The 22055-nt window shown below is 66.2% G+C and carries 19 protein-coding genes and 2 pseudogenes; 10 read left to right on the top strand and 11 right to left on the bottom strand.

The features are described from left to right. Positions 1-45 precede the first annotated feature (45 nt). The 4 genes from QMZ26_RS00680 (at position 46) to QMZ26_RS00665 (ending at position 5245) form a co-directional block, all read left to right on the top strand. On the top strand, positions 46-1887 hold the full coding sequence (locus tag QMZ26_RS00680; RefSeq protein ID WP_283220252.1) for a glycoside hydrolase family 15 protein: 1842 nt from the start codon (positions 46-48) through the stop codon (positions 1885-1887). Positions 1888-1926: 39 nt separating this feature from the next. Next, positions 1927-2820 carry an SDR family oxidoreductase gene (locus QMZ26_RS00675; protein ID WP_079221898.1) on the top strand — a complete coding sequence of 298 codons (894 nt, stop codon included), beginning with the start codon at positions 1927-1929 and terminating at the stop codon, positions 2818-2820. Between the two features lie 262 nt (positions 2821-3082). Further along, positions 3083-4645 (top strand): histidine kinase famiy protein, encoded by a 1563-nt coding sequence (locus QMZ26_RS00670; protein WP_283220251.1) that lies wholly within the window; start codon positions 3083-3085, stop codon positions 4643-4645. A 123-nt stretch (positions 4646-4768) separates the two neighbouring features. After that, positions 4769-5245 carry a hypothetical protein gene (locus QMZ26_RS00665; RefSeq protein ID WP_283220250.1) on the top strand — a complete coding sequence of 159 codons (477 nt, stop codon included), beginning with the start codon at positions 4769-4771 and terminating at the stop codon, positions 5243-5245. Between the two features lie 40 nt (positions 5246-5285). Here QMZ26_RS00665 and glgX read toward each other — a convergent pair whose 3' ends face one another. Both glgX and QMZ26_RS00655 read right to left on the bottom strand, forming a co-directional pair. Continuing rightward, entirely contained in the window at positions 5286-7430 is a 2145-nt protein-coding gene (glgX, locus tag QMZ26_RS00660) for a glycogen debranching protein GlgX (RefSeq protein ID WP_283220249.1), read from the bottom strand. An 88-nt stretch (positions 7431-7518) separates the two neighbouring features. Continuing rightward, positions 7519-7809 (bottom strand): hypothetical protein, encoded by a 291-nt coding sequence (locus QMZ26_RS00655; RefSeq protein ID WP_079221902.1) that lies wholly within the window; start codon positions 7807-7809, stop codon positions 7519-7521. A 178-nt stretch (positions 7810-7987) separates the two neighbouring features. On the opposite strand from QMZ26_RS00655, the gene QMZ26_RS00650 reads away from it, so the two are divergent. The 3 genes and pseudogenes from QMZ26_RS00650 to QMZ26_RS21265 form a co-directional block, all read left to right on the top strand. Then, entirely contained in the window at positions 7988-8407 is a 420-nt protein-coding gene (locus tag QMZ26_RS00650) for a BLUF domain-containing protein (RefSeq protein WP_283220248.1), read from the top strand. A gap of 95 nt (positions 8408-8502) precedes the next feature. Then, positions 8503-8649: pseudogene (locus QMZ26_RS21270) on the top strand (DUF4172 domain-containing protein); the annotation flags it as partial. Positions 8650-8664: 15 nt separating this feature from the next. Continuing rightward, positions 8665-8916, top strand: a pseudogene (locus tag QMZ26_RS21265) (DUF4172 domain-containing protein); the annotation flags it as partial. A gap of 17 nt (positions 8917-8933) precedes the next feature. On the opposite strand, the gene QMZ26_RS00640 reads toward QMZ26_RS21265, so the two are convergent. From QMZ26_RS00640 to QMZ26_RS00630, 3 genes are all read right to left on the bottom strand, one after another. After that, entirely contained in the window at positions 8934-9299 is a 366-nt protein-coding gene (locus QMZ26_RS00640; RefSeq protein ID WP_283220246.1) for a helix-turn-helix domain-containing protein, read from the bottom strand. Positions 9300-9474: 175 nt separating this feature from the next. Beyond that, positions 9475-10773 (bottom strand): chloride channel protein, encoded by a 1299-nt coding sequence (locus QMZ26_RS00635; protein WP_283220245.1) that lies wholly within the window; start codon positions 10771-10773, stop codon positions 9475-9477. Between the two features lie 219 nt (positions 10774-10992). Then, positions 10993-12354 carry an EAL domain-containing protein gene (locus tag QMZ26_RS00630; RefSeq protein WP_283220244.1) on the bottom strand — a complete coding sequence of 454 codons (1362 nt, stop codon included), beginning with the start codon at positions 12352-12354 and terminating at the stop codon, positions 10993-10995. 312 nt (positions 12355-12666) lie between these two features. On the opposite strand from QMZ26_RS00630, the gene QMZ26_RS00625 reads away from it, so the two are divergent. Then, a complete protein-coding gene (locus tag QMZ26_RS00625) occupies positions 12667-13227 on the top strand; it encodes a fasciclin domain-containing protein (RefSeq protein WP_079221906.1) in 561 nt (186 codons plus the stop codon). A 53-nt stretch (positions 13228-13280) separates the two neighbouring features. Here the strand turns inward: QMZ26_RS00625 and QMZ26_RS00620 are convergent, their stop codons facing one another. The 5 genes from QMZ26_RS00620 to QMZ26_RS00600 all read right to left on the bottom strand — a co-directional run bounded on the left by QMZ26_RS00620 (position 13281) and on the right by QMZ26_RS00600 (position 18256). Next, positions 13281-13718, bottom strand: coding sequence for a hypothetical protein (locus QMZ26_RS00620; protein ID WP_283220243.1), 438 nt, complete (start codon positions 13716-13718; stop codon positions 13281-13283). A gap of 88 nt (positions 13719-13806) precedes the next feature. Continuing rightward, a complete protein-coding gene (locus QMZ26_RS00615; protein ID WP_283220242.1) occupies positions 13807-14760 on the bottom strand; it encodes an alpha/beta hydrolase in 954 nt (317 codons plus the stop codon). A 112-nt stretch (positions 14761-14872) separates the two neighbouring features. Next, on the bottom strand, positions 14873-15202 hold the full coding sequence (locus QMZ26_RS00610) for a hypothetical protein (RefSeq protein ID WP_283220241.1): 330 nt from the start codon (positions 15200-15202) through the stop codon (positions 14873-14875). Between the two features lie 85 nt (positions 15203-15287). After that, positions 15288-16937, bottom strand: a complete 1650-nt coding sequence (locus tag QMZ26_RS00605) for an MFS transporter (RefSeq protein ID WP_283220240.1) — start codon at positions 16935-16937, stop codon at positions 15288-15290. Further along, positions 16925-18256: an alginate export family protein gene (locus QMZ26_RS00600; RefSeq protein ID WP_283220239.1), complete on the bottom strand. Its 1332-nt coding sequence runs from the start codon at positions 18254-18256 to the stop codon at positions 16925-16927. Before QMZ26_RS00600 ends, QMZ26_RS00605 begins: the two co-directional genes overlap by 13 nt. Positions 18257-18452: 196 nt before the next feature. On the opposite strand from QMZ26_RS00600, the gene QMZ26_RS00595 reads away from it, so the two are divergent. Next, on the top strand, positions 18453-19220 hold the full coding sequence (locus tag QMZ26_RS00595; RefSeq protein WP_283220238.1) for a tetratricopeptide repeat protein: 768 nt from the start codon (positions 18453-18455) through the stop codon (positions 19218-19220). Between the two features lie 7 nt (positions 19221-19227). Here the strand turns inward: QMZ26_RS00595 and QMZ26_RS00590 are convergent, their stop codons facing one another. After that, positions 19228-19518 (bottom strand): excalibur calcium-binding domain-containing protein, encoded by a 291-nt coding sequence (locus QMZ26_RS00590; RefSeq protein WP_283220311.1) that lies wholly within the window; start codon positions 19516-19518, stop codon positions 19228-19230. A 299-nt stretch (positions 19519-19817) separates the two neighbouring features. On the opposite strand from QMZ26_RS00590, the gene QMZ26_RS00585 reads away from it, so the two are divergent. Continuing rightward, on the top strand, positions 19818-22004 hold the full coding sequence (locus tag QMZ26_RS00585; protein WP_283220237.1) for a TonB-dependent receptor: 2187 nt from the start codon (positions 19818-19820) through the stop codon (positions 22002-22004). Positions 22005-22055: the final 51 nt, after the last annotated feature.

Genomic DNA, 22055 nt, shown 5'->3' with positions numbered 1-22055 from the left:
CGCCGCTGTCCCGGCAGCCTTGCATGCTCGCCGGAGGGTGCGTTGATGTCGACGTTGCCCGAAGTTGCTTCCCCCGATGCGTCCCCTGTGAGCGATGCCCCGGTTTCCATCGAGCGCAGGAAGGACGGTGCGCTGCCCATCGAACAATACTCGGCGCTGGGCGAAGGCCGCTCCGTTGCCCTGACCGGCTGCGATGGTTCCATCGATTGGTGGTGTGCGCCCAACATGGACAGCCCGCCGTTGTTCGATCGGCTGCTGGACGGCAACAACGGCGGCTACTTCAGCATTGCGCCTACCGAGCCCTGCACCGTCGAACGCCAATACCGGGCGGACAGCAACGTGCTGGAGACGGTCTTCACCACGGCATCCGGCCGTGCGTCGCTGACGGAATCGTTGAACAGCGGCAATGCGGGTCGCCTGCCCTGGTGCGAACTGGCGCGGCGCATCGAGGGCCTGGAGGGCGAGGTGCGTTTTGCTGTGCACATCTGCCCCAGCACCCGTGCGCAGTCTGCCAGCCCGTACTGCTCCTCGATTGGCGAACACACGGTCTTCCACGTGCAGCGGTTGCTGGGCGTGGCCATTCATCACCCGGCATTGCAGCTGCGGTGGACCGACGAAGGCGCGCGCGGTGAATGCACGGTTGGTGCCGGCGAGCGGGTGACCGTGGCGCTGGTGGTGGGTGAGGATGAGCCGCTGGTTGCGCCGTCGGTGGAAGAAGTGGATGGCCGCATCGACCTGACCGACCGCGAATGGAAGGCATGGGCGCGCAATGTGTCCTACGACGGCTGGGATCGCGCGACGTTCGTGCGCAGTACGCTGGCGTTGAAGCTGCTGCTGTACTCGCCCTCGGGTGCCATCGCAGCGGCGGCCACCACGTCGCTGCCCGAGCGTATCGGCGGTGACAAGAATTTCGATTACCGCTATGCCTGGGTCCGCGACGCTGGGTACACCATCCAGGCCTTCCTGGCCGCCGGTCTGGAAGCGGAATCCAAAGCGGCGTTCACCTGGCTGCTGCGACAGCTGCGGCGCCATGGGCCGAAGGTGGTCTTCACCCTGGATGGCGAAAAGGTGGAGCCGGTGCAGGAACTGCCCATGCGCGGCTACCGCGATACGCAGCCGGTGGTGAAGGGCAACCTGGCCGGTGACCAGCACCAGCACGGCATCTATGGCGACATCTTCGAGACCGCGTTCTGTTTTGTGGCGGCTGGCAACATCCTGGATGGCGCCAGCGCGGAGCTGCTTTCCCGCATTGCCGACCTCTGTGCGGACCACTGGCGCGCAAAGGACTCGGGGATCTGGGAGCTGCCGGAGCTGGAGCATTACACGATGTCCAAGATCAGCTGCTGGCAGGCGCTGGCGCGGGCGGTCGAGCTGGCCGACCAGGGCCAGCTGCCGACGACCTGCCGCGACCGCTGGCAGCGCGAACGCGACCGCATCAGTGACTGGATCGAGACACATTGCTGGTCCGACGCCCTGCAAGCCTTCGAGATGTACCCCGGCAGCGGCAAGCTGGACGCCTCCGTGGCGCTGGCGGTGCGCTTCCGCTTTGACGGCAGGGACCGCCTGCTGGCCACCCTGCGCGCCCTCGACCGTGAACTGGGCCAATCCGGCTTCCACTACCGCTATTCGGGCATGCCCGAAGAAGAGGGCTGCTTCATTGCCTGCTCTTACTGGATGGCAGAAGCGTATGCGCGGCTGGGCTTCGTTGAGGACGCCCGGGCGCGAGTGGATGCATTGAACGGCGCCCTCGGCCGCTGCCAGGGCGTGCTGAGCGAAATGGTGGACCCGGCCACGGGCCACTACCTCGGCAACACCCCGCAAGGCTTGAGTCACCTGGCCCAGGTAATGGCCATGGCCACGATTGCAGATACCCAGGGCTGCCCTTGAGCCGCCCACTCTCCCCCCGCCCCACGATAGGGAACGACCATGAATGACCGTCTGAAAATGCAGGACCCGCGCAGCCAGTATCCGCAGCCGCCTTTCCCCGCCCAGCCGCAGCCCGTGCCGGGCAAGGCGGCAGCCATGGATCCGGTGCCGGACCACGGTGAAACCAGCTACCAGGGCTCGGGCAAGCTGAGCGGACGCCGTGCGCTGATCACCGGCGCCGACAGTGGTATCGGCCGCGCTGCGGCAATTGCGTATGCGCGCGAGGGTGCCGATGTCGCCCTGTCCTACCTGCCCTCCGAAGCGTCGGATGCGGAAGAAGTGTTCGCGTTGATCGAGGCCGAAGGCCGCAAGGCACTGGCGCTGCCGGGTGACATCACCGACCCGGAATGGTGCAAGACCATGGTGGAGCGCACCGTGGAAGCCTTCGGCGGCCTGGACATCCTGGTGGTCAATGCGGCCCGCCAGCAATACCGCGAGAGCATTGCCGAGCTGAGCGCGGAAGACTTCGACAAGACGATGAAGACCAACCTGTATGCGATGCACTGGATCTGCCAGGCGGCGGTTCCGCATCTGCCGGCAGGCGCGTCCGTCATCACCACTGCCTCGGTGCAGGCGTACGACCCTTCGGCGATCCTGCTGGATTACGCCACCACCAAGGCAGGCATCGTCGCCTACACCAAGGCGTTGTCGGCACAGCTGGTCGAAAAGGGAATCCGCGCCAACGTGGTGGCGCCAGGCCCGTTCTGGACGGCGCTGCAGTCCTCCGGTGGCCAGCCGACCGAGGCGGTGACCAAGTTTGGTACGCAGGTGCCGATGAAGCGCCCGGGCCAGCCGGTGGAGATCGCGCCGATCTACGTGCTGCTGGCCAGCCAGGAAGGCAGCTATTTGACCGGTGAAGTGTTCGGCGTAACCGGCGGCGCAGGCATCGCCTGAGGGACAGCGTTGGCGCGGGCATGAGCCTGCGCCAACGTCCAACGCACTAGCATTCTGTAACTCGCCTGTGAAGCGCCAGACGCTTTTTCTGAATTGTTAATGATGAACGCGGTCACAAAATGCTGTTTGTGGCATCGTGTGCGCCTTCAAACGCTCCAGCGATTGGACGGAGCAGTTCCCCCGCTGCCAAAGGAAGTGCGTGTCGAACGATCAATTCAAGGGATTCCCCTCACCCGCTGTCAGAAGCCACCAGCAAGCCGGCGTGGGTGACAAACGGTCGGATATCTTCTTCAGCGCGGTGGAAACCACGCGGATGCCGATGATCATCACCGACCCGCACCAGCCCGATAACCCCATCATCTTCGCCAACCGGGCCTTCGTGGAAATGACCGGCTACGAGCGCGAGGAGTTGGTTGGCCGCAACTGCCGCTTCCTGCAGGGTCCGGACACCGACCCTGATGCGATTGCCGAGATCCGTGAGGCCATTGCCGAGACCCGCGAGGCGGCCACCGAGGTGCTGAACTACCGCAAGGACGGTTCGACCTTCTGGAACGCCCTTTTCGTGTCGCCGGTCTTCGACGATGACGGCACGTTGGTGTACTTCTTCGGTTCCCAGCTGGACGTGTCGCGGCGACGCGATGCGGAGGATTCGCTGCGCCAGGCGCAGAAGATGGAAGCGCTTGGCCAGCTGACCGGCGGCATCGCGCACGATTTCAACAACCTCCTGCAGGTGATGTCCGGCTACCTGGAAATGATCACCGGCACCTCCGAGCAGGAGCTTGGGCCGGACAGCTTTGTCAGGCGCGCGGCGACGCAGGCGCAGTCGGCGGCCAACAAGGCGGCGGTGCTGACCCAGCAGTTGCTGGCGTTCTCGCGGCGGCAGAAGCTGGAAGGCCGCACGGTCAACCTGAACTCCCTGGTGTCCTCCACGGTGGAACTGGCCGCCCAACGCGTGGGCGCCGAGGTGGAACTGGAGATGGATCTGGCGCCGGGCCTGTGGAACTGCAGGATAGACACCACCCAGGCCGAAGTCGCCATCCTCAACCTGGTCATCAATGCGCGTGACGCGTTGAAGGGACGTCCCGATCAGCGGGTGCTGCTGGCCACGCGCAACGTGGAGGTTTCCAAGGGTGCCGCCTCCGGTGACCTCGACCATCTGCCTTCCGGGCGCCTGGTCTGCATTTCAGTGCAGGACAACGGCAGTGGCATGTCGCCGGATATCGTGCGCCGGGTGATGGATCCGTTCTTCACCACCAAGGACGAAGGTGAAGGTACCGGGCTGGGACTGTCCATGGTGTATGGCTTCGTCAAGCAGTCCGGCGGCACCGTGCGCATCGCCTCCGAGCCAGGCGTGGGCACGACCGTCAGCCTGTATTTCCCTGCGACGACCGATGCGCTGACCAAGGATGTTGCGCCCTCCAACATGGCCATGGACCGCGGTGGCAGCGAGCGGATCCTGATTGTCGAGGACCGCGATGACGTCGCTGAACTGGCGCAGATGCTGCTGGAGGCCGGCGGCTACCAGACCCGCGTTGCCAACGATGGGGCATCGGCGCTGTCGCTGCTGGAACAGGGCGAGGTGTTCGATCTGCTGTTCACCGATCTGATCATGCCGGGCGGCATGAATGGCGTGCTTCTGGCGCGCGAAGCGAAGCGCCGGTTGCCGAGAATGAAGGTGCTGCTGACCACGGGCTACGCCGAAGCCGGACTCGAGCGCACCGATGCGGGCGGCTCGGAATACGAGGTGCTGAACAAGCCGTTCAACCGGCAGCAGCTGCTGCGCAAGGTGCGGCTGGTGCTGGAGGGGCCCACGGGCGTTGGCTGAGCCTTGCACTGCCCTGCGGCGGGCAACCTGGGCTGAATCCCGTCATGGCATTGCATTGCACGCGCGGCGCGCAGCTCCCACCTGATCTCTGCGCCCACGCATGGGCGCTCTCAGGAGAAATACATGCCGCACCATGAAAAAATCGCCTTGTCCGGCGTCGTTGAACACGTGTTTGCCCACCGCTTCACGCTGCTGGCAGATGGCCAGCCCTATTTGGCCGATCTGGGGCCCAAAGGTGCCGACGCCTTTTCCATCGAGCCGGGTCTTGCAGTCACCCTGGAGGGTGAACGGCGGCCGTCGGAGATCAAGGTGCTCAACATTGCCCGTACGGGCGGCAAGCGGGTGGAGATCGAGCACAAGAAGCCGCACCACGGGCCGGCGCATCATGCGGGGAAGCACGCAGACGCAGATCCCGCCGCAGCACTGGACGCCGTGAAGCAGGCGGGGTGGACACCTGCCGGTGAGCCGCAGCGTCACCCCAAGCACTTCGAAGTACTGGCCCGGCAGAAGGGCGGCGACTGGATGGAACTGCACGTTGATTTCGGCGGGACCATTTACAAGCAGAAGCCAGCAGCCGCGCACAAGTGGGATATTGCGTAAGTAGTTGAAGCCCCGCGTGAGCGGGGCTTCTTTGTAATGCTCAGCCTGCAGCCGCCGTGCCGCACCGGAAAACGGTCAGGCTGCGTGGCGGGGCCAGGAAGTGGCCAGCGCCCTGCACGGCCTGTTCGCCGGTGAGACCCGCATCGGTGGTCAGCAGCATCGACCAGTCCAGCGCCGCACCTTCGTCGTCCGGCAGCGCAAACTCGACGCCCTCATGATAGGCGTTGATGACGATCAGCAGGCTGGCATCGCTCGCATGTTCACGCACACCGGATGCCTGTGCCCTGCCCTCCAACAGCAGCCCGACCGAACGCGCGCCGGCGTCATTCCAATCGTCATCGGCCATTTCCCGGCCGGCCGGGTTGAGCCAGGTCAGATCGCGCACGTCGGCCTGCTCGTTGTACTGGCCGTTGAGGAAGCGGCCGCGGGTCAGGATCGGATGGCTCTGGCGCAGCGTCAGAAGGTCACGCACGAACTGCGCCAGCCTGTCTCCGGTGGTATCGCGTCCCCAGTCGATCCAGGCCGTTTCGTTGTCCTGGCAATAGGTGTTGTTGTTGCCGCCCTGCGTCTGCGCCCGCTCGTCACCGGCCAGCATCATCGGCGTGCCCTGCGAAAGCAGCAGGGTAGCCAGCAGATTGCGCATCTGCTGCTCGCGCAGCGCGTTGATGCCCGCGTCGTCGGTCGGACCCTCGGCACCATGGTTGCAGGACGAATCGTTGTTGGAGCCGTCCTGGTTCCCTTCGCCATTGGCGTCGTTGTGCTTCTCGTTGTAGCTGACCAGGTCGTTGAGGGTGAAGCCGTCGTGCGCGGTGATGAAGTTGACCGATGCCCACGGGCGGCGGCCGCGTCGGTCGAACAGGTCCGCAGAGCCGGTCAATCGGGTGGCAAACTCAGCCAGCTTGCCTTCATCGCCTTTCCAGAAGCTGCGCGCGGTATCGCGGAACTTATCGTTCCACTCTGCCCAGCCCGGCGGGAAATGCCCGACCTGATAGCCGCCGGGGCCACAGTCCCAGGGCTCTGCAATCAGCTTGACCTGGCTGAGCACCGGATCCTGGCCGACCGCATCGAGGAACCCGCCCCGCTGGTCGAAACCGGTCGGTTCCCGGCCCAGGATGGTGGCCAGGTCGAAGCGGAAGCCATCCACGTGCATGTCATGCGCCCAGTACCGCAGGGAATCGCAGACGAAGCGGATGGCCTGCAGGTTGCTCAGATTGAAGGTGTTGCCGGTGCCGGTATCGTTGATGTAGTACCGCTTGTCTTCGGCCAGGCGGTAGTAGCTGGCGTTGTCGATGCCCTTGAACGACAGCGTCGGCCCCAGTTCGTTGCCTTCGGCGGTGTGGTTGTAGACCACGTCCATGAAGACCTCGAGCCCTTTCGCGTGCATGGCCTTGACCATGTCGCGGAACTCGTCGCGGTGCCCGCTGGCCAGGTAGCGGCGCTTGGGCGCAAAGAACGCCAGCGTGTTGTAGCCCCAATAATTGCGCAGGCCCTTGTCCAGCAGATAGTTGTCATCCAGATAGGCATGGACCGGGAGCAGCTCTACTGCGGTGACGCCGAGGCCGCGGATATAGTCCAGCACGGCAGGCTGGGCAAGGCCGGCACAGGTTCCGCGCACGTCGTCGCTGACCTCGGGGTGGCGCTGGGTAAAGCCGCGCACGTGGGTTTCGTATACGACGGTGCGGTTCCAGGGCGTGAGCAGGCGCTCATCGCCTTCCCAGTCATAGGTGTCTTCCACCACCACGGCTTTGGGCATGAACGGTGCGCTGTCGCGTTCATCAAAACTGAGATCGCCATCGGGGTGGCCGATGGTGTAGCCGTAAAGTTCATCGGCCCAGGTCAAGTCACCATCGATTTCACGTGCGTAAGGGTCGAGCAGCAGCTTGTTGTGGTTGAAGCGGTGCCCTTCCGCTGGCGCATAGGGGCCATGCACCCGGTAGCCGTAGCGCTGACCGGGCTTCACATCGGGCAGGTAGCCATGCCAGATCTCGTTGGTGTACTCGGGCAACTCGATGCGCTGCTCGTTGCCGTCCTCGTCGAACAGGCAGAGTTCAACCTTGGTGGCGTGTGTACTGAAGAGCGCGAAGTTCGTACCTTGCCCATCGAATGAGGCGCCCTGCGGGAACGGGCGGCCTTCGCGGATGCGGGACGGGGTGGCGTAGCGGGAGGATTTGACCTGGTCGCGCATGGGGGAGGCTCTGCATGCCGGCTGCGGGCTTGCAACCGGGGAGCGCAGAGCATCCCTTTCGTGCTGTAGAGGCCGCGTGGCGGCGGCATCACACAGAATTGCGGCGGCCGGAGCTTGGCAGGCTGTCAAAGACTCCTTGGCCGATCGCCTGGCGATTGCTGCAATGGGTGCAGCTCAATACGGCGCCCCCGGAAATCGCTGTCAGTCCGACCGGCTCGCGCGCGACGAAGTCGCTGTCGCAGGTGTGGCAGTGCGCGTGCACCTTGACGATGCTTGGCCCGTCCGGTCGAGCGACGTCCAGGCATTCAACCTGGTCCAGTCGAAAGCGGCCGGTTTCGCCGGCGGCACCGCAGCTGTGGTGTTCCTCTCGCTCGCACATGTGATTTCCAGCCGTGGTGTTTGGTGCAGCATCCTGCTTTGCCGGGGAACATGGCGTGCTGCGCCCCTGATCCCTGCGTGAAGACGGGTGAAAGGCGGGAAATCCACTGGGCGGAAATGGTCAAGCGGATCACGGCTGGAAGGAGTACCTTGTCTGCAACCCATGACCGGACCCCTCCATGCTGCGTGCTGTCGCCTACCGAAGTGTTGCCGTGCAGGGAATTGATGCGCTACGCCTCGAGCGCATCGTGGAGGGCGCCCAGCGCTTCAACCGGATGGCGGGCGTGACCGGTGCCATGCTGTTCGATGGGGCACGCTTCCTGCAGTACATCGAGGGGCCAGCGGACGGCATCGAGGGGGCGATCGGGCGCATCCGCGCCAGTGCCGACCATGATCGGTTGCACATGCTGGGCGACGCCGTGATCGATGCGCGTCGATTTCCCGCGTGGGACATGAGCTGCCTCATGCAGCCCAATACCGTGCTGGACCGGTTGTTCGTCGCTCGCTGGGGACGCGTGGATCACGCGCTTGATGATGCCGGCACGCCTGCCGGTGGGGTGGTTCTCCTTCGCCGATTGTTGGAGCGACCAGACGCGTAGCCGGTAAAAGGCGCACAAAGCGCTCGGTGCATCGGACTGATGAGCCGAATAGCTGGTCTATTCGGCTCACTCAATGAGCCGAATAGCCGCCTTTCGTGGCTCGGTGCAGAAAAGGGCATAGGTCTGCACCTCATTGGATCTGGCACCGCCCCGGCTGGCCTGCCTTCACATGGGACGCAACAGCAGTTGCGGGACGGCTGCGCGAACGCCAGCAGGTCCAGGACCAGCTGCTCGGCATGGCTGGGGCTGCTACGGGCGAGCAGGTCAAGGTGCTCAACCGCATGCTCGACGGCGGCGAGCGAGGCTTCGAGCACGGCATCAGTGCGGCTCAATACCAATCAGCGGCCAAAGTTTCCAAGGCCACAGCTACCCGCCACTTGGTGGACCTGCTGGAAAAGGGCTGCATGCGTCGCCTGCCAGGTGGCGGCCGTAGCACCCGGTATGTGGTTGACATACCTGCGTCGGACATCGCGTTGCCTGAGCGCCTGGCCCGAGGCAGCGCCACCTGAGAAGCGGGGCCAAGGCCTCAGTCCAGGACCACGGTGAACCGGATGGCCAGCGCTGACGGTATTACGGCCACCCCTCGCCGCTTCAATTCCACCAGGCCGTAGCGTTCCATCATCTTCAGGGTGCGCGAGAGACTTGGCACCTTCCGTCCGGTCAACCCGGCAAGTTCGGTCAGGGATTGCGGCTCGCGCTGGTGCAGCGTGCGCAGGAGGCGACGGTTCTCATCGCTCAACACCGCAGCCAACGAAGACAACGATGCGAAGGTGATCGTATCTGGCTGCTGATGATGCTGCGGCGGCGCGGAGCGCCCTTCCCGTTCGCCGCCGATGATGCAGCGGCGGCAGGCGGTCGTTGGGTGGATGGGAGTGCGGTCTGGCTCGTTCATCAGAGCAATCGGTTTGAGCAGCACTGTAGTTTCGCGTTCCGCCCCGGGGTGGGATTGAACAAACCGCGCAATCGCGTGCTTCTGGCCGAACGTGTGTTGATGGTTTGCCGGCCAGCGGCCGGCACTACCGAGCATCGGCCGGAAAGAATGCCGACGCAGATCCGGCAGCGGGGCTTCACTTCACAAGCAGCTGCTCGGCCAGGCCGCGATAGATCGGCACCGGGCAGACCAGCCCGGACACCGCGCGGGCGATCAATACCGTCGCCAGGATGGGCAGCAGCAGGTCGCCGCTGTCGGTCAGCTCAAGCGAGATGACTGCCGATGTCAGCGGTGCCTGGGTCACGCCGGTGAGGTAGGCGCACATGCCCAGCAGCACGAAGGCGCGCGGGTCGACGGCGGGCATCAATGCGGCAAGGTTGTGGCCGATGCCAGCGCCCACGGCCAGTGCCGGCGAGAACAGGCCGCCGGGAATGCCCGCAATGTACGAGGCCAGGTTGGCGAGCAGTTTCATCAAGCCGAACTCGTGCCCCACCTCGGCGTGGCCCTGCACCAGGCTGCGTGCCTGCTCATAACCGGTGCCGTACGCCCCATCCCCGAATGCGGCGGCCAGGCCGACCACCACCAGGCCGCACCCTGCGGCGAGCAGCACCGGGTGCCGTTGCCGCAGCGTACCCAACCAGCGCGGCCGGCCGGCAACACTGGCCAGCACCATGCGTGCGAATACCCCGCCCAGCAGGCCGGCGACCACCCCGCACATCAGGATGGCCAACCAGGCCTGGCCGAGCGGCATGCGCGCGGTCACGTGGCCGAAGTAGGTGTAGTTGCCGAGCAGGCCCAGCGAGACCACGCCGCCCACGATGACCGCGGTCAACAGCGTGCCCGAGAACCGATGCTCGAAGCGCCCGCTCAACTCCTCAATGGCGAACACGATGCCGGCCAGGGGCGTGTTGAACGCCGCCGCGATACCGGCAGCACCGCCTGCCAGCAGGAAGTGCGACAGCTCTTTGGGATCCTTGAAGCCGAACCAGCGCCCGAACAGATACATCAGGCTGGCGCCGACGTGGACGGTGGGGCCCTCGCGGCCGACTGATGCGCCACCGAGCAGCGAGAGCGAGGTCAACAGGAGTTTGCCGGCAGAAACCCCGGGCGAGAGATTGACCTGGCGGAAGGTTTCATCGGGCTTTTCCAGCGCGGCGATGACCTGGGGAATGCCGCTGCCCCGGGTCGGGCGCAGGGCGCCGCTGGTCAGCCAGGCGAGCAAGGCGAAGATACCCGGCGTGAGCAGCAGCGCCCACCACGGCGAGTGGTTGATGGCGCGCTGGAACAGGCCGAACGCTGCGTCGCTGGCCTTGGCGAACAGGATGGCGACCAGCGCGACGGCCACCGCGCCGATCCACAGCGCGGCGCGGCGACGCCAGGCCTCGCCGCGCAGGTGGCCGGCCAGAGAGGCCTGGATGCAGCGGAACGGGTTCATGGGCAGCAGTATGGTCAGTCTGGCGGGCGTGCGAAAGCAGCCACCGTGGCGGCCCACCTTGCGGCATGCGGCGGCTGGGCCCGGAAAAGCGGGTGCCGAAGTCGGCCAGCGCCCAGGTGTAGCGCCGAGCCAATGCTCGGCTGCTCTCCGCCAAGTGCAACCGAGCACGGGCTCGGCTCTACCCGCTGATCAGTCGAGCAAGCTCGACTCTACAGATGATCAGTCGAGCAAGCTGGACTGTACCCGCGCGGCGAGCCAGTGCTCAAGGGCGTCTTTCGGCATCGGCGGGGCGAACAGATAGCCCTGGAAGTGATCGCAGCCCAGGCCCACCAGCAGCTCCCACTGCGCGGTTGTTTCCACGCCCTCGGCCAGGGCGCTCATGCCCATCACCTGCGAAATTTCGAGGATCTTGCCGAGCAGGTGCTGCGCGTTCTCCTGGCTCACGGCTTCGACGACAAACTGCCGGTCGATCTTCAGCTTGCGCACCGGCAGCGTGCGCAGGGTTGCCAGCGAAGAGTAGCCGGTGCCGAAATCATCCAGCGCCCAGGTCAGCCCCAGGGACTCGAGCGCTTTCATCTTCTCGATCACGATGCCAGCATCGTGCGACAGCGCGGATTCGGTCAGTTCCAATTCGATCAGCGCCGGATCGACCTCGGCCTGGGCGATGACTGCAGCCACCGAGGGCACGAACGCCTCGTCGAGCACCTGCACCGGGCTGATGTTGACCGCCACGCGCAGGTGGCGAGCATGCGCTGTGCTGGACCATTGCTTGAGTGTTTCGCAGGCCTGCCGCAGGACTTCCAGGCCGATGTCCCGGATGGCGCCACTCTCCTCCGCCTGCGCGATGAACGCGCCCGGCGGCAGCAGATCGCCGGAGGGTCGCCGCCAGCGCGCCAGCGCTTCCACCCCGGTGACCACGCCATTGCCGTGTACCTGCGGCTGGTAGTGCACTTCGATCTCACCATTGCGCACCGCACGGCCGAGCTCGCGCTCCAGCCGCAGGCGGTTGCCGATGTCCTTGCGGTAGATCGCAAAGATCGCGGCCAGCAGGATCATCGAGATGACCGTATTGGAACGCGCGCCCCACACGCGTACTTCGATGGGCGGCGACGTGCCGGGCGCGAGGAAATCCAGCGCGCCGATGGCAAACGCGGCGAACGTGGCCAGGCAGACCAGCGGGAAGACCAGGGATCCGTAGCGTTCGCGCGCATCGAAGGTAAAGGCGGCACCGGCGGCCAGCGGCAGCAGGAACAGGTGCCCCGAACGCGGTACCCAGGCGATGGGAGCGTCGATGATGGCCACGCCCACGACCGACAGGAAAACGCCATGGGCAACGATCAGCAGGGACGTGCCATCGGCGTGGCGGCTGCGGACAACGGCCAGCACGCCCACCGCCACTACCCCGAGGAAAGGCGCGGCCAGCTCGGCACGGTCGACGTACAGGTAGCACGCTGTCCAGCCCAGGCCCAGCAGGATCGAGGAAATGCCTGCCAGTGACAGGATGGTGCCGATCTTCCTGCGGCGCGGTGCCTCCTGGAATTTCGGCAGGCCCTGCCATTTCCGTGCTGCTCTGTTGGGCATCTGCCGAAGCGTCCTCTTGGCGTCCGGGACGCGCGTGGTCGCGCCCCGGACGAAGGGTAGCAAAGCCCGCGCGCGGGCCAAATAGTGCCGTTTTTCTGGCGCGTGCCGGGTCTACGGCGCCTGCCCTTCGTCACGCCTTGTCAACGTCGTTGAACCATTCAAAAGACGGTTGCAATCGGCCGCATCCAAGCGCCCTGCATCACTCGTAGAGATAGGCACAACGCGCTGGCAAGGCTCCCATGGGCGCGTTATCCGCAGGCATTCCTGCATTCATGAAGAGGCCGAAGGGCCTCGTCCAGCGAGGACACGAACATGCGTAGCCAGATCCAGCGTCTTGCCATTGCCGCGGGCATCGCGGTTGCTTGTGCCGCACCCGCAGCGTTTGCCGCCGATAACCCGATGGTGGGCGGCGTGCCGATGTATGCCAACAAGACCATCGTGGAAAATGCCTCGACGGCCAAGGACCTCAGCACCCTGGTGGCTGCGGTAAAGGCCGCCGGCCTGGTGGACACGTTGAGCGGCAAGGGCCCGTTCACGGTATTCGCGCCCACCAACCAGGCCTTCGAGAAACTGCCCGCCGGTACGGTGGACACCCTGCTGAAGCCTGAAAACAAGGCCAAACTGAGCAAGCTGCTGACGTACCACGTGGTATCAGGCACCTACACCTCCACCCAGCTGACGGCGGCCGCCCGCAGCCATGGTGGCACCAGTACCCTGAAGACCGTGCAGGGTGAGCCGCTGACGGTGAAGCTGCAGGACGGCAAGGTCTGGGTGATCGATGCCAAGGGCGGCAAGGCGTCGGTGACGACTGCCGATGTGATGCAGTCCAACGGCGTGGTGCATGTGGTGGACAGTGTGCTGATGCCGAAGTAACGGCTGCGGGCGGAACCCGTGGTCAGCCATGGGTTCCGCGCTGCTGCGCGCGCTCAGTGCACCTGCGGCTGGCGGCGCGCATCCAGCGCTTCCTTGATGCGTGCAATATCGCGGCCGCCCGCGTCGGCCAGCCGCCGCACCTGCTGTCGCTCGAGGGGCGGCAGCGGCGGCGGCGGTGGCGCTGCCTGGGGAGGCGGTGTTGCATTGACCAGCCGGGCCACGGCATCGCGCAGCCGCAGTTCCGGGTAGAGACGTGCTGCGCACCAGCGCTCGGCAAAGCGTTTGCCCTGGCGGATGCTGGCAGCACGCACATCCTTGGTCTGCCACATCTTCTGCCCCTTCATCCAGAGACGAACGCCCGGCCGCCCGTCCGGGGCGACCGCGGCGATTTCGCGTGCGTTCCACCACAGCGCCCAGCGCTCACCGGTCTGCACCCAGCCGGAGACGATGCGTGCGCGATTGACGTCTTGATGTGCGGAGGGCGTAAGCATGGCCCAGAGGATACGGAGGGCGGTCTCACGGCCTGCGACGCCAGCGGGAGCAACGCAAAGGCCCCGGCACATGCCGGGGCCCCGTCACTCACTTTTCCTGCAGGAAGGTCAGCAGGTCCTGGTTGACCTTGTCCTTGTGGGTGTCGGTCAGGCCGTGCGGTGCACCCGGGTACACGATCAGCTTTGCGCCCTTGATGAGCTTGGCCGACTGGCGGCCGGAGATGTCGATCGGCACGATCTGGTCGTCATCACCGTGGATGACCAGGGTCGGCACGTCGAACTTCTTCAGGTCCGCGCGGAAATCGGTGGCCGAGAACGCAGCGATCGAATCGTAGGTGTTCTTGTGGCCACCCTGCATGCCCTGCGCCCACCAGGCGTCGATCAGGCCCTGCGAGACTTTCGCGCCCGGGCGGTTGAAGCCGTAGAACGGGCCGGACGGAATGTCCTTGTACAGCTGGGCGCGGTTGTCCATCTGCGCCTTGCGGATGCCATCGAACACTTCGATCGGCAGGCCGTTGGGGTTGTCGGCGGTCTTCAGCATGAAGGGCGGCACCGAGCTGATCAGCACGGCCTTCTTGACCCGGCCGGTGCCATGGCGGCCGATGTAGCGCGCCACTTCACCGCCACCGGTGGAGAAGCCCACCAGGGTCACGTCGTGCAGGTCCAGGGTGTTGATCACCGTGGCCAGGTCATCGGCATAGTGGTCCATGTCGTTGCCTTCCCAGGGCTGGCTGGAACGGCCGTGGCCACGACGGTCATGTGCGATCACCCGGTAGCCGTTATTGGCCAGGAAGATCATCTGCGATTCCCAGCTGTCCGAGTTCAGCGGCCAGCCGTGGCTGAAGGTAACGACCGGGCCGTCCTTCGGGCCCCAGTCCTTGTAGTACAGCTGCACGCCATCGGCGGTGGTGATGTAGCTGGCGGTGCGCGCGATGCTGGTGACGGCAGCCGGCTTGGCCGGTTCGGCGGCCTGTGCGGACAGGCCAGCCTGTACAGAGAGGGCCAGCGCGGCGGCGGCCAGGGTACGGGTGAAGGTGTTCATGGATGAACTCGCTTGGGTGGGTGGTGTGGGACGTACTGTGCGCCCGATTTCAGGCGCATCGGTGATGTATGGTCCGGAATACTTGATGGATCGTCTTGGACCGTTGTGCGGATCACGGCCGCACGCAGGCGACGGCGTCGCAGCCGCCGGCAGCGATGCGGCCCTTCTCCAGCACCAGGATCCGGTTGGCGGCCCACAGCGCGCAGGACATGGCGATGCAGTCACAGCGCGCAGGTTGCTTCTGCTTTTCCCAGAGCAGCTCGAAGTAGCCCTCGCCGACCCGGCCGCGGATGGTGCCGGCCGCCTCGTGGTGTACCGATCCACTGCAGGTCAGTCCCCGGTGCAGTCCCCAGCGATGCAGCTCGGGCAGTGATTTCGAGCGCAGCGCCTCGTCGACCAGGCCCATGAGGCCTGCGGATGTCTGTGTTGCCAGGTACTGCATTGGGGTTTCCGGAAAGGCCTGATGTGCGCAGGGCGCCTTGTGGGGCGCCCTGCGGTGTAGCCACGTGCGGCAGACAACGGCGTTGTCAGATGTCCTGGTGGTGGTGTGCAGGCGGAGCCAGCGGCGCATCGCCGCCGCCCACGAAGTGGCGGACCACCGGGGCGCGCTCACCCCTGTGCAGCGCCCGCAGCGCTTCCTGGATCTGCTTGTCGTCGGCGGTGATGCGTTCGTGCTGGCGCAGGTGTTCCAGCCAGGACGCGGCGACGAAGTACTCCAGGTGGATGCCCGGGCTGGCCACATCCTCGACGACACCCCAGACCACGGCACCGTCGCGGCGGCGGATGATGCCCAGCTGATGCATGTGTGCGTGGAATGCCGCGCGATCCGCTTCGTCGATGCGGTACTCGAGGGTGACCAGCACCGGGCCGCGGTCATGCGAGACGGCCACCGACAGTTCCGGTGCAGGCCAATGCCCGGCCGGGCGCAGGTTCAGTTCTTCGGTACCGGCAATACGCACGCGCCAGACCAGCAGGCCACCGACCACCGCGCCGATGGCGGCCACCAGCAGGGCCAGCTCCGGCGACGTCCGCTGCGCGAGCGCGCCCCAACTCAGGCCACCGGCGGCCATGCCGGCCGAGAAGATCATGATGTACAGCGCCAGGGCACGCGCACGCACCCAGGCCGGCACCGCGGTCTGCGCTGCGATCTGCAACGAGGACAGCACGGTGATCCAGGCAAAACCATTGATCATCATCACCGGCGGCAGCAGGTACCAGCTACGTAGCAGTGCCAGGCCCACCAGGCTGGCGGCCAGCGAGAGCGTGGCCAGCAGTACCAGCAGGTCGCGGTCGAGCTTCGCGCGCAGCTTGGGCAGCAGCAGTGCGCCACCGACGGCACCGATGCCGATGCAACCCAGCAACATTCCGTATTGCCCTGCCCCGCCGTGCATCTGGCGGCGGACGACGACCGGCAGCAGCGCGTTGGCGGCGGCAGCAAAGAAGAAGAAACCGACCGACTTGATCAGCACCGCCTGCAGCTTGCCTGCCTTCGTGGCGTAGCGGATACCGGCCTTGAGGCCGGCGCCGAAGCCTTCCGGCGGCAGGCTCGAAGCGGTTGCATCGCGCTTCCACGCCCACACCACCACCAGCATGGCGGCAAAGGTGATGGCGTTGAAGGCAAACGCGTACATCGCGCCGAGCTGGGACACGATGACGCCACCGATGGCCGGACCAATCGAGCGCGCGATGTTGATGCCGATCGAGTTGAGTGCAACCGCCGAAGCCAGCATCGGCTGCGGCACCAGTTCGGACACGATTGCGGCCTGTGCCGGCATCGCCATGGCCGCGCCACAGCCCATGCAGAACGTCAGCAGCACCAGCAGCTCCGGGGTGAGCATCTGCAGGTGGGTCAGCACGGCCATCACCAGCGCCACCAGCAGCATCCAGCCCTGGGTGAACACCAGGTACCTGCGGCGGTCGACGATGTCGGCCAGCGTGCCTGCGGCCAGTGCCAGCAGCACGATCGGCACCGTCGTGGCCGACTGCACCAGGGCCACCATCAGCGGCGAGCCGGTGCGCTCGGCCATGACCCAGGCCGCGGCCACGTCATTGACCCAGGTGCCGATGTTGCTGGCCAGGATGGCCAGCCACAGCGATCGGAACATGCCGATCTTCAACGGGGACCAGGCACCGGCCTGGGAAGTGTTCTGTGATGCGGCTGCATTCACCAATGCCATGCTCCAACGATCGAGGCGAACAGCGTGTCCTGGCCGCCGGCCTGCTTCAGTGCAGGACCCGCATCCATCCAGGCGAGCTGCAGCTGCCATTGCCAGTGTTCGCTGGCCTGCCAGCGTGTTTCGGATTTGTATTGATTGCCGATGCGGCGGGGGCCGCCTGCCGTACCTGGCAGGGCCACCAGCGGTGCCGGCGTGGTGTAGACCGCATCGGCGCGGCGGTGCTTCCAGGCCAGCTGCACGCCCAGTTCGGTGGTTACCTTTTCATGCAGGCGCAGGGCCAGCGTGGGCTGGATGTCCATCAGGTTGGCCGGCGCCAGCAGGCTGGCTTCACTGAAGTAGGCCGACTTCGGGTACAGCGCATTGAACGTGCCCAGGCGACCATCGTGCAGGTTGCCATCGCCACTGGCGATGTCCGCCTTGACGCCCAGCCGCGGCTGCAGGGGCATGCTCTGCCACTGCCAGCCGGTATCGGTGGCGACCGTCCAGGCACGGATGTCCAGGTCGGTCGCTGCGGTGCGCAGTTCGCCGCCCTGGGCGACCAGCTCCGTGTTCCAGTCCAGGCCACCTGCACGGCCGAACCAGCGTGCGCCTACTGTCTGCCGGCGCTCGATGCCGCTGCCGGCGGCGAAGCGGCCCGCCTCCCTTCGGTAGTCGAGCAGGTACAGGTCCCACTGGCCCGGGCCGTGGCCGCGGGCGGTGGTGGCATAGGCACCCCACAGGTGCGCGCCCCGTTCGCCACGGTCATCAAACGCACCCGGTCGGTTCTCGACCGCGCGCAGTGCCATCAGGTCCAGCGTGCCGAGGCGACCGTTCCAGCCGACGCGTGCACCGTCGAACGCCAAGCGGATGTTCGGCCCGTCACGCACGGACAGCAGCCGCGAGCTGCCGTAGCCGGCTTCCTGCCGCCCCAGCTGCACGTGCATGCCGTTGTTTTCCCAGCGCCAGTACGCCTGCTGGATGTCGAGCGCGCCACGATCGGTCTTGCCCGGGCCGCCGGCCTTGCCTTCCTCGGCATGGGCGCCCAGCTGCAGCATGGCCTGCCAGTTGTCCTGGCGGTACCGCGCCGATGCCAGGGCGCGCAGCAGCCCATAGCCATCCTCGCTTTCGCCGATGCCGAACCGGGTCGGGTCGTAGTACATGCCGCGCAGGCGCAGCGAGGCATCCAGCTGCAGCTGGCCATCGCCTACCTCGGTACAGGCGCCACCGCCGCAGGCCAGGGCCAGCGACGGCGTGGCCAGCAGGGCCAAGGTCAGAAGTGCCGCACGCTGGCGGGCAGCCTTCGCTGGCCGCGCGGCATCGGGGGGAAGGGTGTGGGCCATCGACCGAAGGCATGGGTGGGGCGGCACAGCTTGCCGGTGTCCCTCCCAACGGCGTAGCCCTATTGGTTGGCCGCGTTGATTACTCTTTCGGGTTACGACCCACGCCCTCCAGATCGATCACGCGGTCGTCAACCATCAAAGGTGAAGGCTGCGATCCCGTATAGTTCCCTCCCTCAGACGGAACTGCTGGCGCACCATGCCCTACCTTGGAATCGGACTCCACTTCATTGCCGCGATCTATTTCGCGGTGCACGCCATCCGCTCAGGCCAGAGCCTGTACTGGCTCCTGCTGCTGTTCTCGTTCCCGCTGCTGGGCAGCGTGGTCTACGGCCTGGCGATCTACCTGCCGGAAATCCGCCATTCGCGCGGCGCGCGCCAGGTGGTCAGTTCAGCGAGGCAGTTCATCGACCCAGGCAAGGACCTGCGCACTGCGCGGGCCGAACTTTCCCGCACGCCGACCGTGCAGAATCGTGTCCGCCTGGGCATGCACCTGCTGGACGCGGGCCAGGCCGAGGAAGCCCGGGAACTGCTTGAACTGGCCGCCAGCTCGCCGCTGGGGGATGACCCGTACATCCTGACGGGCCTTGCCCGCGCGCGTTTTGAATCCGGACAGGCCGCGCTTGCGGTGGAGACGCTGGAAGGTCTGTTTGCCCGCCATCCGGACGTTCGCCGCAAGCCCGAGCAGACCCTGCTGTATGCGCAGGCGCTGGCTGGTGCCCGTTCGCCTGGCGCCCAGGCCGCCTTCGAGCGCGCCGTGGAGTGCGGCAACGATGCCGAAGCACGGTGCATGTACGCGGAGTGGCTGCTGACCCAGCCTGACGCTGCGGAGCGCGAGCGGAGCCGCCGCCTGTTTGCCAGCATCCTGGACGATGCCCGGCACTGGTCACGCCACGCCCGCAGCCACAACGCGCTGTGGCTGGACCGCAGCAAGGCGAGGATGAAGGAACTGGAGCGGGCGCGCTGAGCGGGCCCTATCTGCGACCCCGATAGGACTCGCACCCTACCCCATCGTTGTCGCGGTCCAGGTGTGGGCCGTAGCCCGGTTCGCCCCGGCGCACGGGGGCTGCGCCTGCGGCGCGCGCTTCGGCACAGTTGGCAAACGGGCGGTTTGTGCCTGCAGGCCCGGGGGCCAGATTGTTGCGGGGTGGCTCGATGCTGCGCGGCGCGATGGGTGCGCCGCGATGGCAGTGGTAGTCACCGGTCTTGCGATTGGTGTGGCAGCCGTTCTTGTCCAGCCCGCCGCTGTGGGCGCTGGAGGTCATCGGTGCTGCAAGACAACTGAGTACGAGTGCGATCAACACGCCAAGTGCGTGGGTGCGGAAATCCATGCCCTCCCCCTGCCAGGCGTGTGCGTCCTGTTGGGGAGGCTAGCATGGGCTGGACCACCAGCAAATCCATGCGGCAGAGGACCCGTCGGGCATGGCTCGACTCTGCGCGTTGGTGGGCGCCCGCCATGAATCCTGCTCATGGCTGCTGCAACAACATTCCGCTGCTGCGCCCGGGTCGGGGTCGATAGAGTTGCTCGGACAGGACGCCCCTCGACCCCTGAAGGAATGGAAGCGTGCAAACCCACCCCGCCGCCCCGACACGGCGAACCCTGGCAGCGAGCCTGGCGCTGGGCATCAGCCTGTTGGCCGACACCGGACACGCCCAGCCTGCTGAACCGCCTGCACGGGATCCCCGCGCGACCGACCTGCAGGCGGTCAAGGTCACCGGCCCCTCGGCGGCGGACCTGCGCCGCGACGACCCCACCCTGCGCATCAGCATCGGCCGCGAGGACATCCTGCGCCACCACGATGACCGGCTCGGCAGCGTGCTGCGCCGCCTTCCCGGCGTCACGGTCACTGCAGATGGCATCCGCATGCGGGGCCTCGGTGGCGACTACGTGCAGATCCTGATCGATGGTGACCCGGCGCCCGCGGGGTTCTCGATCGATTCGATCTCGCCGGAGCTGGTCGAGCGCATCGAGATCCTGCCGACGGCGGTCGCCGAGTACAGCACGCGGTCGATTGCCGGCACCATCAACATCGTACTGCGCCGCACGGGGGAGGCGCGCCAGCGCACGCTCAAGCTCGGTGCGGCGCAACTGGGCGGCGGCATCGCGCCCGCGGCCACCGTGCTTCTGTCAGGCAAGCAACAGGGCCTGGCGTGGTCGGTGAGCGGTGCGGCGTCGGCTCCGAAGGAGCGCCGCGCTGCGACGATCGATGACCAGGCCAGCGACGCCCTGGGGGCGGTGCTGTACCAGCGCCGTACGCGCGAGCGCTATGACGGCCAGACCAGCACCTTCAATGTTGCGCCGAAGCTGACGTGGACGCTTGGCGAGCGCGACGAGGTCAGCTGGCAGAGCCTGCTGCAGTACAGGAAGGAAGCCTGGACCCGCGATCGCAACGAAGCCGTGCGTGAGGGTGGCCCCAGCGAGTACCCGCGCAACCGCTGGATCAACGACGCGCGCACGTGGACGGCCAAGTCCGATGGCCAATGGAAGCGCCGGATCGGTGATGACGATACGTTGGAGATGAAACTTGGGGTGATGCACTTCAGCCGTGACATTGACTTTGCCTTTCTCGGCTTTGCGCCCGCAGGCGACTTCGCACTGGACCGCAGCGTGCGCACGCGCGCAACCCACACGGCCTACTCCAGCACCGGCAAGTACATCAGCGGCGTCAGTGAACGGCATGATCTGGCCTTCGGCTGGGACGGCGGCTACACCGGGCGCAACGAGCATCGCGTGCAGCGCGACCAGTCCGCCGATGGGCGTCCGCTGGGTCTGATCGATGACGACTACCAGGCCGACATCCGCCGCCTCGCGCTGTTCGCCCAGGACCAGTGGCGGACCTCGCCACGCCTGCAGACCTACCTCGGCCTGCGCTGGGAGGGTCTGGAAACCGCGGTAGGAAGCCGCATCACGGGTACCCTGCACAACCGTTCGAGCGTGCTCAGCCCCATCGCACAGTGGGTGTTCAAGCCCTCGCTTTCCAGCAAGGACCAGTTCCGCCTGGGCCTGGCGCGCACGTTCAGCGCGCCGCAACCGTGGCAACTGCTGCCGCGCCGGTATTCGGTCAACAACAGCAATGGCCCGACCAACCCTGACCAGCAGGGCAACCCCGCGCTGCGCCCGGAAATCGCCTGGGGCCTGGATGCCAGCTACGAGCATTACATCGGCAAGGATGGGTTGGTCAGCCTGGGAGCGTATGCGCGGCGCATCGATGATGTGATGCTGCGCTCGCTGTACGTGCAGGACGGGCTGTGGACCACCACGCCCTACAACGCTGGCAGGGCACATACCCATGGGCTGACCCTCGATGCGCGCTTCGCACTGGCCGATCTGCTGCCGACCGAGGCCGATGTCCAGTTCACGGCGAACCTGACCCGCAACGTGTCACGCGTGGCGTCCGTGCCGGGGCCGGACAACCGGCTGGCCGACCAGACGCCGCTGAGCGGGAACGTGGGGCTGCACTGGCAGGCATCGAAGCGGTTCTCCAGCAGCGTGGACTACAGCTACAGTGGCGGCGGCACGAACCGTCTCAGTGCCGAGTGGACGCGGGCATCGACGCCCGAGCGCACGCTGGATGTTGCTGCCGACTGGAGGCTGGACGACGCCAGCCGGTTGAACCTGTCGCTGTCCAATGTACTGCAGCAGCGGCAGGGCTCGCGCACGTTGTATCGGGATGCAGATGGCGCGGTGTCGCGCTACACCGGCAGCGACAGCAGGATGGGAATCAAAGTCCAGTATGAGAGGACGTTGTAGATCCACACCGTGCGTGGATGGTCTCCGGCGGCTCATCCACGCGTGGCGTGG

The organism is Stenotrophomonas sp. PFBMAA-4, assembly GCF_030053215.1.
Lineage (GTDB): Bacteria > Pseudomonadota > Gammaproteobacteria > Xanthomonadales > Xanthomonadaceae > Stenotrophomonas.
This window is presented reverse-complemented; position numbering and strand designations above follow the sequence as displayed.

Excerpts from the sequence above, each read along its gene's own strand:
- QMZ26_RS00680 (WP_283220252.1), top strand. The coding sequence starts at position 46 with ATGTCGACGTTGCCCGAAGTTGCTTCCCCCGATGCGTCCCCTGTGAGC.
- QMZ26_RS00675 (WP_079221898.1), top strand. The coding sequence starts at position 1,927 with ATGAATGACCGTCTGAAAATGCAGGACCCGCGCAGCCAGTATCCGCAG.
- QMZ26_RS00665 (WP_283220250.1), top strand. The coding sequence starts at position 4,769 with ATGCCGCACCATGAAAAAATCGCCTTGTCCGGCGTCGTTGAACACGTG.
- glgX (WP_283220249.1), bottom strand. The coding sequence starts at position 7,430 with ATGCGCGACCAGGTCAAATCCTCCCGCTACGCCACCCCGTCCCGCATC.
- QMZ26_RS00655 (WP_079221902.1), bottom strand. The coding sequence starts at position 7,809 with ATGTGCGAGCGAGAGGAACACCACAGCTGCGGTGCCGCCGGCGAAACC.
- QMZ26_RS00650 (WP_283220248.1), top strand. The coding sequence starts at position 7,988 with ATGCTGCGTGCTGTCGCCTACCGAAGTGTTGCCGTGCAGGGAATTGAT.
- QMZ26_RS00640 (WP_283220246.1), bottom strand. The coding sequence starts at position 9,299 with ATGAACGAGCCAGACCGCACTCCCATCCACCCAACGACCGCCTGCCGC.
- QMZ26_RS00635 (WP_283220245.1), bottom strand. The coding sequence starts at position 10,773 with ATGAACCCGTTCCGCTGCATCCAGGCCTCTCTGGCCGGCCACCTGCGC.
- QMZ26_RS00630 (WP_283220244.1), bottom strand. The coding sequence starts at position 12,354 with ATGCCCAACAGAGCAGCACGGAAATGGCAGGGCCTGCCGAAATTCCAG.
- QMZ26_RS00625 (WP_079221906.1), top strand. The coding sequence starts at position 12,667 with ATGCGTAGCCAGATCCAGCGTCTTGCCATTGCCGCGGGCATCGCGGTT.
- QMZ26_RS00620 (WP_283220243.1), bottom strand. The coding sequence starts at position 13,718 with ATGCTTACGCCCTCCGCACATCAAGACGTCAATCGCGCACGCATCGTC.
- QMZ26_RS00615 (WP_283220242.1), bottom strand. The coding sequence starts at position 14,760 with ATGAACACCTTCACCCGTACCCTGGCCGCCGCCGCGCTGGCCCTCTCT.
- QMZ26_RS00610 (WP_283220241.1), bottom strand. The coding sequence starts at position 15,202 with ATGCAGTACCTGGCAACACAGACATCCGCAGGCCTCATGGGCCTGGTC.
- QMZ26_RS00605 (WP_283220240.1), bottom strand. The coding sequence starts at position 16,937 with ATGGCATTGGTGAATGCAGCCGCATCACAGAACACTTCCCAGGCCGGT.
- QMZ26_RS00600 (WP_283220239.1), bottom strand. The coding sequence starts at position 18,256 with ATGGCCCACACCCTTCCCCCCGATGCCGCGCGGCCAGCGAAGGCTGCC.
- QMZ26_RS00595 (WP_283220238.1), top strand. The coding sequence starts at position 18,453 with ATGCCCTACCTTGGAATCGGACTCCACTTCATTGCCGCGATCTATTTC.
- QMZ26_RS00590 (WP_283220311.1), bottom strand. The coding sequence starts at position 19,518 with ATGACCTCCAGCGCCCACAGCGGCGGGCTGGACAAGAACGGCTGCCAC.